At 61.6% G+C, this 13281-nt stretch carries 11 protein-coding genes; 8 read left to right on the top strand and 3 right to left on the bottom strand.

Annotated elements, in window-relative coordinates:
• Positions 1–87: 87 nt before the first annotated feature.
• Complete coding sequence (locus tag LO787_RS03175; protein WP_232494425.1) at positions 88–414, bottom strand: hypothetical protein; 327 nt, start codon at positions 412–414, stop codon at positions 88–90.
• Between the two features lie 467 nt (positions 415–881).
• Between LO787_RS03175 and LO787_RS03170 the strand changes: the two genes are divergently transcribed.
• The 8 genes from LO787_RS03170 to LO787_RS03135 all read left to right on the top strand — a co-directional run bounded on the left by LO787_RS03170 (position 882) and on the right by LO787_RS03135 (position 11838).
• Positions 882–1184 carry a hypothetical protein gene (locus LO787_RS03170; RefSeq protein ID WP_169476413.1) on the top strand — a complete coding sequence of 101 codons (303 nt, stop codon included), beginning with the start codon at positions 882–884 and terminating at the stop codon, positions 1182–1184.
• On the top strand, positions 1181–3229 hold the full coding sequence (locus tag LO787_RS03165) for a type IV secretion system DNA-binding domain-containing protein (protein WP_232494424.1): 2049 nt from the start codon (positions 1181–1183) through the stop codon (positions 3227–3229). Before LO787_RS03170 ends, LO787_RS03165 begins: the two co-directional genes overlap by 4 nt.
• Entirely contained in the window at positions 3226–6210 is a 2985-nt protein-coding gene (gene mobF, locus LO787_RS03160) for a MobF family relaxase (RefSeq protein ID WP_232494423.1), read from the top strand. Before LO787_RS03165 ends, mobF begins: the two co-directional genes overlap by 4 nt.
• Positions 6200–6754: a lytic transglycosylase domain-containing protein gene (locus LO787_RS03155; protein WP_232494422.1), complete on the top strand. Its 555-nt coding sequence runs from the start codon at positions 6200–6202 to the stop codon at positions 6752–6754. Before mobF ends, LO787_RS03155 begins: the two co-directional genes overlap by 11 nt.
• Positions 6755–7180: 426 nt before the next feature.
• Entirely contained in the window at positions 7181–9739 is a 2559-nt protein-coding gene (locus tag LO787_RS03150) for a GAF domain-containing hybrid sensor histidine kinase/response regulator (RefSeq protein WP_232494421.1), read from the top strand.
• 224 nt (positions 9740–9963) lie between these two features.
• Entirely contained in the window at positions 9964–10185 is a 222-nt protein-coding gene (locus LO787_RS03145) for a response regulator (RefSeq protein ID WP_232494420.1), read from the top strand.
• Between the two features lie 88 nt (positions 10186–10273).
• On the top strand, positions 10274–10429 hold the full coding sequence (locus LO787_RS03140; protein WP_232496240.1) for a DUF1289 domain-containing protein: 156 nt from the start codon (positions 10274–10276) through the stop codon (positions 10427–10429).
• Between the two features lie 443 nt (positions 10430–10872).
• The gene (locus LO787_RS03135) at positions 10873–11838 is read left to right on the top strand and encodes a YihY/virulence factor BrkB family protein (protein WP_232494419.1); all 966 of its coding nucleotides are present in this window, start codon (positions 10873–10875) and stop codon (positions 11836–11838) included.
• A 418-nt stretch (positions 11839–12256) separates the two neighbouring features.
• Here LO787_RS03135 and LO787_RS03130 read toward each other — a convergent pair whose 3' ends face one another.
• Together LO787_RS03130 and LO787_RS03125 are read right to left on the bottom strand one after the other, a co-directional pair.
• Positions 12257–12481, bottom strand: a complete 225-nt coding sequence (locus LO787_RS03130; protein WP_232494418.1) for a hypothetical protein — start codon at positions 12479–12481, stop codon at positions 12257–12259.
• Between the two features lie 203 nt (positions 12482–12684).
• Positions 12685–12999, bottom strand: coding sequence for a hypothetical protein (locus LO787_RS03125; protein ID WP_232494417.1), 315 nt, complete (start codon positions 12997–12999; stop codon positions 12685–12687).
• Positions 13000–13281: the final 282 nt, after the last annotated feature.

Raw genomic sequence — 13281 nt, 5'->3', positions numbered from 1 at the left:
GGCACGAGCGGTGGAAACCCGAACGGTTTCCCCCGCGCCGCTCCTTTTGCCGGACGTTCCGCCCGCCAACGTCGCTCCCCTTTTTCGCTAAGGATGCGAACCGGTAGACCTGTGAGCGCCTTCTTCGGGCACCATTGGCGAGCGCCTGCGTGAAGGGTTCTGCGCCCTTTCCGTCTGCGCACCGGCTGCAGCCAGTCCCTTCAGCGCGGCAATCGCAGCCCCGCCGCCGACCCGGATCGACTGGGTAAGCACGTCGCGAAATTCCCGTTCGCTCAAACCCTCTACCGGCAATTCCGTGACCAGCTTTCCATAGTGCGCGCGCAATCTACGCCGCACCGTCTCTGCTTCCTGAGCAAGACTATGTTGATCCGCTTCGATCTTCGCGAGCCGCTCACGCTCCGTCATCTTGGGCATACTCTAAACTCCTTCGTAAAGGAGGTCTGCTCGCCGCTCTCGACTATCGATCAAGGTTGCTCGCCATGCAATGCCTTACCCATGAGCAGTGCAGATTTGCCCAGACCTGGCTCCCCGCTGGGGAGGTCCGCCCCGACCCGGGCCGGGCAGGCGCAGCGGGCAGGCGCGCTGCGGAGGACGGACGCACGCCGGAGGCGGTTGTAATGCACCCCACGCACGGGTGCTGCGGGCGTGAATCGACCCGATTTCCGCCGCTTTCCGTCGGCACAGCGCGGCAGTCGGTTCGGCGCTGATCGGCTGCTGCTGGCAGCCAGGCTATGCGGTATCGCAGGCTAAGTAGCTGATCACGCTGGGCACTATATGGCTGCCAGCGGCAGTTCTGGTAAATTCTTGAGATCGCGATGTAATTCAAGTATAAGGAAGACGCTTCACCACGTTGCTGGCGTGCCGGACAAGGAGTCCGCCGCTTGGCACGCATCACAATCCGCATAGACGATGACCTCTATGCGCGCCTTACCGTACAGGCACGCAATGCCGGTCTCGGTGCTGCGACATATTGTCGCGACATCCTCGAGCGCTTCGAAGGCACCGATCCGTCGGGCTATCATGCCCGCTTCGACGAACTCCACGCGACCGCCATCCAGGCCTTCGCGATCCTCGCGACGTCGGTGGGTGAGCGGTCTCCCGACATCCTCCAGAAAGGGTTGGGCGAAGCTCGCCGCCTCCTCCGCGAAAGGGGGCTGCTCGATCCCGAGCAGGACCGGCCGTGAGTATCTTTCGCCATGACACGCTGGGCTCCTGGACGAGGGGCGGCCAAGCCATTGTCCACAACGTCCGTATGACCACCCAGGTCTTCTACCAGACCTTCCTCGCCGGGCTGGTGATCTGGATCGGCGGCACCCTCTGGTACGCGCTCGAAAAGTCGTCCGAATATGAGCGCTTCGTGATGCTCAAGGTCACCCAGGCCTACTTCATGGGCGACTCGCTTCCCGGCAATTCCACCCCGATCCTTTTCAAGACGCCAGCCGGCAAGCAATATTGGACCACACCCAAAGGGCTCGTCAGTTCTGGCGTCGCGCACAAGACGCTTGCCGCGTTCGAGACCTATCTGCTCCACGGCGCGCTGCTCTCCGGCCTGTTCGCTCTCGCCATGCTCGGGTGGGCCTGGTTTTATTTTACCCGCACAGGGAGAGGGCTCGGCTCCAACCAGTTCCTGCGAGGCGCGCGCTTCGGCACGGTGCGGCAGGTCCGTCGGACACTGTGGCGCTACGCCAAGGGCAGCTTCGACATCGGTGGGGTCAATGTGCCTGACGCCTTCGAGCCGGAGCACATCCTGCTTTGCGGGGCTCCCGGCACCGGCAAGACGAACATCATCGTCAAGATGCTCGACGGCATCCGCAAGCGGAAGCGCCGCGCGATCGTCTACGACACCGCCGGGACCTTCGTGGAGAAATTCTACCGGCCCGGGATCGACGTGCTGCTCAATCCTCTCGACGCCCGGGCCGACTGCTGGTCGCCCTGGGTCGATGTGCCGCGGGACTATCACTATGACCAGATCGCCGAGTCGACGATCCCCGACAAGGCCGGCGATCCCTTTTGGGCGAAGGCTGCGCGTGGCACGCTGGTCGCCGTCATGCGGAAACTGGCGCGGCAGGAGCGTACCCTCGTTTCCATCCTGCTCGATACGCTGCTGCGCTCCAAGCTGAAGGAGCTCGCCGCCTTTGCCGCAGGCACCGATGCGGCAGCTTTCATCTCCACCGAGGGTGAGCGCACCAGCGCCGGCATCCAGGCAGAGCTCGCCTCGGTGATGCGCAGCTTCTCCTATCTCGACGATACCGCCGATGGCTTCTCGATTCGCGACTGGGTCGCCAACGAGAAGGACGACAGCTGGCTCTTCATTACCGTCAAGGCGGACCAGCTGCCCTCGCTGCGCCCCCTGATCACGGTATGGCTCGATATCGCGATCAGCGCGATCATGAGCATGGCGCCCGATCGCAACCGACGCCTCTATTGCGTGATCGACGAACTCCCCACGCTCCAGCGTCTGCCCTCGCTTGGCGACTTCCTTGCCCGCGCGCGGAAATATGGTGGCTGCGGTATCCTCGGCTTCCAGAGCTACCCGCAGCTCGAGGCTACCTACGGCATCCAGGATGCCGCCGCGATTACCGGCTACTGCTCGACCTGGGTGGCGCTGCGCGCCAACGACACCCCCACCGCAAAGCATGTCAGCGAGAACCTGGGGCAGGTCGAACAGGTCGAGGCCAATGAGGGCATGTCCTATGGCGTGAACGACATGCGCGACGGTGTGAACCTTTCCCGGATGCAGGTGACCCGCCCGCTGGTCATGCACACCGAGGTCACCAACCTGCCCAACCTGATGGGCTATCTGCGGTTCGGGCGTAGCCTGCCGGTGGTCCGTTTCGAGGACAGCTACAACAAGGTTTTATCCGTCGCCGAGGCTTTCGAGGAGCGCCAAACCGCTCCGGTGCGGATGGCTGTGCCGGAACCCGCAGTGTCCCCCACGCCGGCATCGTCGCCACCACCGGCCGCGCCGAAGGCGCCTTCCGCGAAGCGGCGTCGCGGGACCCAACCTGATCCCGGCGCTGAGCTACCGTTCGTTGCGCCCGAAGAAGCGATGGGTCGGGAAATCCGGCCAGCGATCGACGAGCCTGCTCCGCCGCCCCCCCCCGCTGCGGAGAAAGGGGAACCGACCGAGCCGCCGCCTCCACTCGAGTTGTTCGGCAAGCCGGCCGGCTTCCGCCTCAGCCAACACGGCCGTCATGACGGCGCACGCAATGCAGCCAGGCCGGCATGATCAACCCGATCCGGCTTAAGGGCAAACCCGCCAACATCGCACGCTATTATACGGTCGGCGATTATTACACCAAAGGCGCCGAGGAGCAGTCTCAATGGGGCGGGAAGATCGCCGCCGAACTTGGCTTGGAGGGCGGGGTCGATCCCGGCACCTTCAAGGAATTGCTCGCTGGTAAGGTCGGCGAGCAACAGCTTGGCCGTCGGCGCAAGGACGGCGAGATCCAGCATCATCCCGGATGGGACTTCGCCGTCAACGCGCCCAAATCGGTGTCGATCATGGCTCTGGTGGCGAACGACAAGCGGATCGTCGACGCCCATGAAAAGGCCGTCACGGCGGCGCTCTCCTATCTGGAAGAACATGCGCTCATGCGCCATCGCGTGGATGGCGAAGTCACCGAGAGGACGACTGGGCGTCTGATCTGGGCGCGCTTCACCGAGCATGCCTCTCGCGAGCTCGATCCGCACCTCCACACCCATGTCGTCGTCATGAACATCACCGATGAGCGGGATGGCGCGAGGAAGGTCAGCCTCGAAACCCGGGCCATGTTCGCCGAGCAGATGACGGCCGGGCAGGTCTATCGGAATGAGCTCGCCCATCTCCTGCGGGAGCGGGGCTACGACGTCGAGTTCGACCCGCGCCAGGGCCTTTTCGAGATCCGGGGCGTGCCCAAGGGACTGATCGCCGAGATGTCCCAACGGGCCGAGCAGATCGATGCCCATGCAAAGGAGCATGGTCTGGATGGGCAGGCGGGACGCCAGAAATCCTTCTATGCCACCCGCGGTCCCAAGCAAAAGGTGTCGCTCGAAGGACTGCACGAGCGGTGGGAAGGGGGCCTGGGACAACATGCCGAAGCGGTGCGGCAGACTCGGGCCGACGCCGAGAAGATCGGTGAGCGACCGGTCGCCGTGGACGCCCCGACCGCAGCCCGAGCAATGCTGTTTGGAATCAGACAATCGGAAGGCAAGGAGGCGGTCAACAATCTCGGTCGGCTATTGCGGACGGCGCTTGCCTCTCATGTCGGCGAGGTTCGCCTGTCGGATGTGCGTCCCGTTGTCGAGCAGCATCAAGACCGCGAGAAGCTGCTCGCAACGCGCGAGCGGACGGGCGACGAGATCCACACGCGGGGCCGAACAACCCGCAAGACCGCTCGCCTTGAAATCGCGCTATCGGATCAGCTGGCGCTTGCGCTGAATGATGCCCGGCCGTTGGCGTCTGTCGAGGCGTTGCGCGACGCCGGGGTCGCCCGCGATCTCAAACCCGAACAAAGGACAGCGCTCCTCCATCTCGGCACATCCGACCACCGGGTCGTCGCGGTGCATGGCGTTGCTGGGTCGGGCAAGTCGACGATCATCGGTGCATTGCGTGAGGCGGTGGGGGATGGGGCGACGCTGATCGCCCTGGCTCCCACCTCCTCTGCCGCCAGCGAACTGGGACAAAAGGCCAATATCGAGTCGCGCACGGTGGCGAGCCTGCTTTCTACCGGGGGAGCGAAGCTCGACGACAGCCATGTCCTGGTTGTCGACGAGGCGGGCCAGCTCGGCAACCGGCAAGCGATGCGGCTGCTCGAGATCAGCCGTGCCAGCGGAGCGCGTCTGATCCTGCTCGGCGATACCCGGCAGACGGGAGCGATCGAGCAGGGCAAACCCTTCTGGTTGATGATGCGGCTCGGCATGCCGAAGGCTGAGCTCAAGGATCCCGTTCGTCAGGAGAATGAGGGGATCATGCAGGCGGTCCGCCTCGCCCGCCTCCAGAACTACGACGGATCGCTCAAGGCGCTCGAGTCGGTCATCAGCGGCGCGAACAGCGAGGACCTTGCCAAGGCGCTTGTCGCCGACTGGACGAAATTGAGCCCCGATCAGCGGGCACAGACCAACATCCTCGTCCTGGAGAACGCGACCCGTCTGATCGTCAACACGCGGATCCGCGAGGTGCTGAAGACGGAGGGCGGGCTGGCTGCTGAAGAAGCTCGGCTGTCGATCCTGTCGCCGTCGGGCATGACGGACCAGGAGAAGCATTTCGCGCGCTTCTATTCCCGAGGGCAGGTCGTCGTGTTCTCCCGCGACAATGTCGGTCTCGGCGTCGCCCGAGACGCCGAATACAAGGTGATCGGGGTCGGGCGGGACGCGCGCGGGCGCCAGACGGTCAATCTGGTCGACGAACACGGCAGGACCATCCAGTGGGACCCCCGGCTTGGCCGTGCCTCTCAAATCAACGTGTTCAAGGAGGAGCAGCGGGACCTCGCCGCTGGGGACCGTATTCAATGGCGCCTGGGCAACAAGGAGCTTGGCCTCAAGAACGCCGAGCGCGGCACGGTGGAACGCCTCGACGGCCCGGTCGCAACAATCCGATGGGATCGCGCTGGGCGAAGCCAGGAGATCGACCTGTCTCAGCACAAAACCTGGGACCACGGCTACGGCGAAACCGTCTACTCTGCCCAATCCAAGACCTACGATCACGTCTATGTCCTGGCGCCCGTCAACTCGCCACTCGTGACCGGCCAAAACTACTATACTGCGATCACGCGGGCCCGCTTCGGGGCGAGGCTCTGGACGGAGGATCGGGAGCGACTTGTTGATCGTCTCAGGACCCGATCCGGCGAAAAGACATCCTCGCTTCAGGGATTGGGCCGCATCGAGCGGGGCAGCGTCAAAGGGCGAACAGCAAAACATGGAAAGCGTTGGGACCGACTTCGCGAGGAGCAACGCGCTCAGCGGGACGCACGAAAAGATCAGTTTCTAGCCGAGCAGGCGGAGCGGTCAGCACCTCCCAGAGATAGCCTTGCGCGCTATTTTGCCAATCGTGCTCAGGCCGCCGCAAGATCTCTGGACCATTGGCTCTCCAGCCTGCTTGAACGCGCCCGCGGCGGCGTCGATCGAGTAGGCGACGGCCGAGACGCTGGTCGTGTGCAGGCTTCATTGACACCCCTGCCACAACGAGCCGCATCAGACGGGGCGGAGCATGGAGGCGGTCATGACCGCTAACCGCCTGCAGTTCGCGTGGCTGGTGCTGATGGCGATTCTCGCTCTGGCTATCCAACCGGCCAGGGCGGCAATTAGATCGTCGCCCAAGCATGAAGCTCATCTCGCCGTGTGTATTCGAAATGCCGCCGGCGGTCGCGCTTGGCTCGAAAAGACCCTGTGGGGGCTGCGCGATCAGGAGGGGGGCTGGATCGGCGCAGAGGTCCAGAACGGCAACGGCAGCCACGACCTTGGACCACTGCAGGTGAACAGCTTCTGGATCCCGAAGCTCTCGAAGCTGACCGGACGCCCGCCGACGGAGGTTCGCAGGTGGCTGATAAACGATCCGTGCTTCAATGTGCAGGCAGCGCGATGGATATTCCTGTCCGGGCTCCGAGTAACCCATGACTACTGGAAAGCTGTAGGTGTATATCATAGCCCAACACGCGAGAGGCAGCTTCGATATCGGATAAGGGTTGCGCAACGCCTGGTGGCCAGATTTGGCAGAACGGTGTTTCCACCCGGAAGTGACCAAATCGAACTGAAATCAACCAAGCGAGCTAGGTAACGCGTTCCGACCGGCCCGCGCGGTGCGCGCGATGGCCCACATGGGCCGGTAAGCGAATGTGCGGATTGAACCCGGAATGCGATCATAGCTGACGCTCACGCGGAGGCACTGCCGACCTCCCTAATTGGTTCGTGATTGGGTCAAGGGGGGCTTTTACGTGCCGACAACGTGCCGAACGTTTTCCTGGCCTTGCTAAGCCCGGAACGGTCGAGGAGTGCCAGGAGGCCGTCTACAGCGCGAGAGCGGAGATTGACGATGGTACGGAAACATCAAATCTCCTAGCGCGTTCGGCACAGATGCGCGGAAGTCGTGTCCCGCAGATGGCTTTGCAGAGAAACGGTAGATCACCTTGGCATCAGTTTCGTCAGACGGACCAGCGTGATGACGGCCGGTCGCATAAACAATCACTCCCGAACTTGGACGGAGATGGAGCGCCTCGAAAGCCTCGTGCAGGCAGATATCCTCGACACGCCAGCGGAGCGGGCGTTCGACGATATCGTTTGGCTGGCCAAGAATTCGTGCGTCACGCCGATAGCGCTTGTCAGCTTGGTCGACAGACATCGGCAATGGTTCAAAGCAAAGTTCGGTGTCACCGCCGTAGAGACGTCCATCGACACATCCGTATGCGCGCTGGCCATCCAGGGCTCGGGCCTTTTCGAGATACGAGACCTCGCCACCGACCCTCGAACCGCAAACTTTTCGCTGGTCACCGGCGAACCTCACATCCGCTTCTACGCTGGCGTACCACTCCTCACGTCGGATGGCCTGCCGCTCGGCTCGCTCTGTGTCATCGATACAGTTCCGAGACCTGAAGGTCTTAGCGAGGTTCAACGCGAAACGCTGATCGCCCTGGCTGCCCAGGCGACCGCCCAGATCGAGCTGCGCGTGTTACAGCGCAGAAGTGATGCGATGTCGCTCGCTTCCCGCACAGTGGGAACGTGGGACTGGAATGTGGGCGATGACCTCATCGTGTCGGACGCGCGGCTGGCCTTGCTCTACGGCGTGGATGTGGAGCGCGCGGCTCGAGGCACGCGACTGGATGACTTCTTTGCACGGGTTCATCCGGATGATCTGCCCGGATTGGCGGCTCAAATCGAAAAGGCCGCTGAGGAACTCGGACCCTTCGCTTGCGAATATCGGCTGATCCAGCCGGATGGATCAATTCGATGGGTTGCGGCCGAAGGGCATTGCAGCTTCGCTGCCGACGGAGTCACCAGGCACCTCCCGGGCGTGAGTTTCGATATCACCGACCGGCGGGGAGCCGAGGCTCGCCAAGCGGCCCTCCTCCTTTTGACGGACGTGCTGCGCGAGTTGGACAGCCCTGCGGACATTGCGTTCGCTGCTTCCGAAATTCTCGGGACCACGCTCGGTGTCAGCCGGGCTGGTTACGGTACGATTGATCCGGTGGCTGAGACGATAACAGTGGAGCGTGACTGGAATGCGCCCGGTGTAACGACCATCGCAGGGACGTTGCATTTTCGCGAGCACGGCAGCTACATCGAAGATCTGAAACGTGGCGAGACTGTGTTGTGCGCCAATGCCGATGTCGATCCGCGCACGCGGGATCAGGCCGATGTCCTGAAGAAGATCACTGCCCATTCGTTCATCAACATGCCATTGCTCGAGAACGGTGCGTTCGTTGCTCTGATCTATGTCAACAACGGCGCCCCGCGCACCTGGTCCGGTGACGAAGTAATTTTCATGCAGGAGATCGCGGCTCGTACACGTGCCGCAGTTGAACGGCGGCGAGCCGAACATGACCTGGCTGCTCTCGCCCAATCGCTCGAGCAGCAGGTGGAAGAGCGCACCAGCAGCCTGATGGCGGCAGAGGAGCAGCTTCGGCACGCACAGAAGATGGAGGCGGTCGGCCAGCTTACCGGCGGCCTGGCGCACGATTTCAATAACATGCTTGCCGGTATCGTCGGATCGCTGGAGATGATGCAGGTCAGAATTGCTCAGGGCCGGATCGGCGAGCTGGAGAGGTATGTAACGGCGGCCCAAGGAGCATCCCGCCGTGCCGCCGCGCTGACCCACCGCCTGCTGGCATTTTCCCGAAGGCAGACCCTCGATCCCAAACCTACCGACATCAATCGGCTAGTCGCGGAAATGGAGGAGCTCATTCGGCGAACCACAGGGCCGGCGATCCAGCTTGAAGTGGTCGGGGCGGCCGGCCTCTGGACAGCGATGGTTGATCCGAACCAGCTCGAGAATGCGCTGCTCAATCTTTGCATAAATGCGCGAGATGCGATGCCGGAAGGGGGCAGAATTACGATCGAGACAGCGAACAAGTGGCTTGACCCTCGCGCCAGTCGTGAGCGCAACCTTCCGGAAGGGCAGTATCTCTCGTTGTGCGTGTCCGACACGGGCACCGGCATGTCGGATGAAACAATGAAGCGGGCATTCGATCCCTTCTTCACGACCAAGCCGCTTGGAGAGGGGACGGGTCTCGGCCTCTCCATGATCTACGGGTTTGCGCGGCAATCAGGGGGACAAGTGCGCGCCTACAGCGAGCTCGGCATGGGCACTACCATGTGTATCTATCTACCAAGGTATTACGGCAACATCGATGCCGCTGAGCCGCTCGAAGTAGCATCTGCGCTTCCTGAGACGGGTAAGCGGACCATTCTGGTCGTGGATGATGAGCCGACGGTCCGCATGCTCGTATGTGAACTCCTGGAAGAAATGGGACACGTGACGCTCGAGGCGGATGATGGACCGACCGCGATGACGCTGCTTAATTTAAATGCACCGATTGACCTGCTGATTACGGACGTCGGCCTGCCGGGCGGACTGAACGGACGCCAGGTTGCCGACGCTGCAAAAGTCACCCGGCCGGATCTCAAGGTGATTTTCATCACGGGCTTTGCGGAGAACGCAGTCGTGGGCAACAGTCAGTTGGAGCCCGGCATGCGGCTTGTCACGAAGCCGTTTGCACTGGATGCCCTGTCGGCCCAAATTGCCGATCTCCTGGCGGGCGACGATTAACACCGTTGCGCTCTTTACCGACCCTCGCTCGACCGTCGTGATGTCCTAGCGCCGCCAAAGGGCCGCAACTTGCCGGCTTTCAGTGCTTACGATCACGGCGCCGATTTAATGTGCGCTAATGTCGAAATCAGCTCTATGGCTTCGGTTGCCTTAGCTTTGCGGGTTGATCCTCCGCCGGCAACATCTCCGCTAAGCGATCATATAGCACTTCGGCGCTTAAGGGCTTGTTCGCGGTACTGGACATCAACCTTGGCGATCAGGCGAGCTTCCCGGTCGCAGATCGGCTGCTGGAGAAGCGCGTGCCGTTCCTCTTTGCCTCCGAGTACGGAGAGCAGGCGAAACTGCCGGACGAGCACCGGGCCCGCATGGTGATCCAGAAGCCCTATACGGCTCACAATCTGGCACGCGCTGCCGAGGAATTGCTGGGGCTGGACCCTACGCCTTGACGGGCTGGCAGCCTGAGACGTAACTGCCAGCGAACGGCGTCATGCATCAAGGGCACGGAAGTTGAGCATCAAGGATCCGTGCATTTCGGTGTGCCAGTTCGAAGGCCGCTCGGGGTGGTGCCGCGGATGCGCGCGCACCCTCGACGAAGTTCGAAAGTGGCGAAAGATGCAGCCCCATGGGCGCAAGTCGATCGAGCGGGAGCTGCCTCGCCGGTTGCAGAAGCTTGCTGAGCGGGCTGAATGAGGGCCTGAATACGGCGGCTCCCACGCCGGTCCCTCAGCGCATCAATACGGTGTGTGATCAGGCAGCGATCTCAGTCCAGAAATAGCAAGAGGGCCGTCATCATAACGGCCCTCTTATCGAGGTGCGGCTCTGGCGGGGGTAATCGCTATGCCGATCCGGACGCTTGTGTGCAGCCTCATGCGATAAAACACCGGCTGGCCCACCGAGTTCCTGCACTACGCGATCTACGCTGCCAGCTTACACGCTCGCTGCTCAGATCCGGGAACTGACCAGTGCGGAAGCATTGTCGTCCTGATGTGATCGGGCACCCGGTCAGGCGAAGCGGAGGCCATCTTTTCCCATTTCCCGGACAAAGACGATCGAGAACATGTTGGCGGTAAATGTTGCGAATGCAACGTATTGCCCGTCCACCTGTTGGCTATATCCAACAGGAGAAGTAAACATTGCCACAGATTGATCCCAAAGCTTCTCGCGGTCTGCACGCGACCACCCCTACTGCCATTCCAAGATCGGGCTGGAGGCAGGTGGTCGTTCGGGCTTGGCAGGAAGCGAGTAAGGACAATCTCAGCCTGATCGCTTCGGGGGTCGCCTTCTGTGCGGTGCTCGCCCTAGTACCAACACTTGGCGCCATCGTGCTGACCTATGGTCTTGTGGCGACCCCGGAAACCGTAGCGTCGAACATAGCATCACTCACATCCATGATGCTCGACGAGGCAGCAAAGTTGATTGGAGAGCAGCTCTCCAACGTCGTGCAAACCTCAGACGGCAAAAAAGGTATTGGCCTGGTCATTGCCTTGGGCATCGCTCTATACGGTGTGATGAAGGGCGCATCGGCGCTGATCGTGGCCCTCAACATCGCCTATGATGAAGAGGAAAGTCGCAGCTTCGTTCGCCTCAACCTGCTGTCTCTCGCGATCGCTGCGGGCGGCGTGCTCATCGCCATCCTCGCTATGATCGCTATAGCAGGCCTTTCCGCGCTCAGCGCCAGTTTTAGCGGCGCGCCACCGTTCTTCGCCGTTCTGATCACGATCGTTTCGTATCTGCTTGTTGGAGCCGGGGGCACCGCCTTGGCCGCGGTCATCTACCGCTTTGGCCCCAATCGGGCCCACGCGAAATGGCGGTGGCTGACACCCGGTTCGCTCTTTGCATCCCTCTCGTGGATGCTCATGACGTTCGGTTTTGGGCTCTACGTCGCGAATTTCGGCAATTATGACGCCACCTACGGATCGCTGGGCGCTGCAATGGTACTGCTCACCTGGCTGTATCTTTCAGCTTATGTACTCTTGCTCGGTGCGGAGCTGAATTGCGAGCTGGAGCGGCAGACGTCGCGTGACACGACCACTGGGGCGGAACAGCCGTTAGGCAAGCGAAAGGCTTATGCCGCAGACACGGTTGCGCATACCGGCTGACGGCTTGACCAGAGGCGGCGGCTTTCAGGGATTGCTTCGCAGCGGCTGAGCGGCCGGCATGGGCGCAATATTGCCGCGCCCCACATTGCCCGGAGCTGGCCGGTTCGGGAAATGTTCGGTTGAAAGTGGGGATATCCCGATAGTTGCCGTTTGCTTTCGTCGGATACCAACCGAATCAAGCCATCTCAAGGCCCGCGTGTAAACGGTCGCTGCCTGTCCTACCCCTTCCTTCTCGCTTTAGCGTGCGCCGACCGACGTTGTGAAATGTGAGACGGTCGCGGACGACACCCCTCTCCGAAGCAATGTGCGATGCTCGGGGACAAAGGTGCGAGATCGCTTTGTTATCGATGCGCCGCTTGCTGATAAATGACGAATACGCAGAAACGGATGGGCAGCGTTCCTACGCTGGCCAAGGCGTTCAATTGCTGCCGGTGGGCCTACCATTGGCGATCACGCCGTCTACATACGCGACCAAAGCGTGCGCGCCGTCCTCCATTCTGACTAATTCTTCTTGTATCGCAAACAGTTCCTGCACGTAGCTTTCAGCAATTCGGAAGGGGAGCGTCGCACCACTGTCGGGCAGGTCATCAAGCACCTCGCGGATCACCCTCCGGACGTCTTGCTCTGAAATCAATTCGAGCAATTGTGTCGCTACCTCTCGTAACGCGAGAAGCGCACCTTCCGTTTGTTCACGCGACGGACCACCGCTCCCGTAGGCAGGCAAATCTCTTCCAATCTATTTTTCTAGGCGCCCATCGCGTGTGCAAGCATGCAGCGGCACGGCGACATAACACGCCGTGCCCAAACTGCGAAGTCACCTTCGATTCTCCGCGAAATAAGCCGAGGTCAACTTCGGCGAAGTCTGCTGAACAGGCCCGAGCTCCGTGGCCGTGCGTGCTCAACCTCGTCGGCGATCGATTCAAGCGCGTCACGGTAACCTGCGATCCGATCGGCGCCGAGGCCCGGATCGAGGTCATCAGCCTGTGCTACCAAGGACCGCATGAGCTGATCGTAATCCGAAGTCGGCAGCCGGCTCAATGCGCGGGCTAGGACGTCGTGCAGCGCATAGTGAGCGCCTTCAGCATGTAGCATCGCCTTCTCTATCATTTTGATCCGGTCGTCGTTCTTCCACGACCCCACGCCTCCGAAAATGGGCAACAATTACGAATGCGGCCTGTTAGCGTGATATTTTCGAACCCGCGACAAAACCAAATTAACCTTGGTTAAGTCTCTGATAAATCTATTCGATGAGCCGATTCTGGCGCCATCGCTATTCGACAAATCTCTCAAAGCCCGCGAATCCTCCGAAATGGCTCCGGTCTGCCCGATGAATTGGTGGGGCACCATGTCAACGAGTTCGTCATTGGCTAGGACCATGACGAGACCAATCACGCCGTGCAGGTCACGGAGGGCGGCAGTGAGGTTCGGATCGTAAACCAGTAT

The organism is Novosphingobium kaempferiae (assembly GCF_021227995.1).
Taxonomy (GTDB): Bacteria; Pseudomonadota; Alphaproteobacteria; order Sphingomonadales; family Sphingomonadaceae; genus Novosphingobium; species Novosphingobium kaempferiae.
This window is presented reverse-complemented; position numbering and strand designations above follow the sequence as displayed.

Excerpts from the sequence above, each read along its gene's own strand:
- LO787_RS03150 (WP_232494421.1), top strand. The coding sequence starts at position 7,181 with ATGGAGCGCCTCGAAAGCCTCGTGCAGGCAGATATCCTCGACACGCCA.
- LO787_RS03175 (WP_232494425.1), bottom strand. The coding sequence starts at position 414 with ATGCCCAAGATGACGGAGCGTGAGCGGCTCGCGAAGATCGAAGCGGAT.
- mobF (WP_232494423.1), top strand. The coding sequence starts at position 3,226 with ATGATCAACCCGATCCGGCTTAAGGGCAAACCCGCCAACATCGCACGC.
- LO787_RS03155 (WP_232494422.1), top strand. The coding sequence starts at position 6,200 with ATGACCGCTAACCGCCTGCAGTTCGCGTGGCTGGTGCTGATGGCGATT.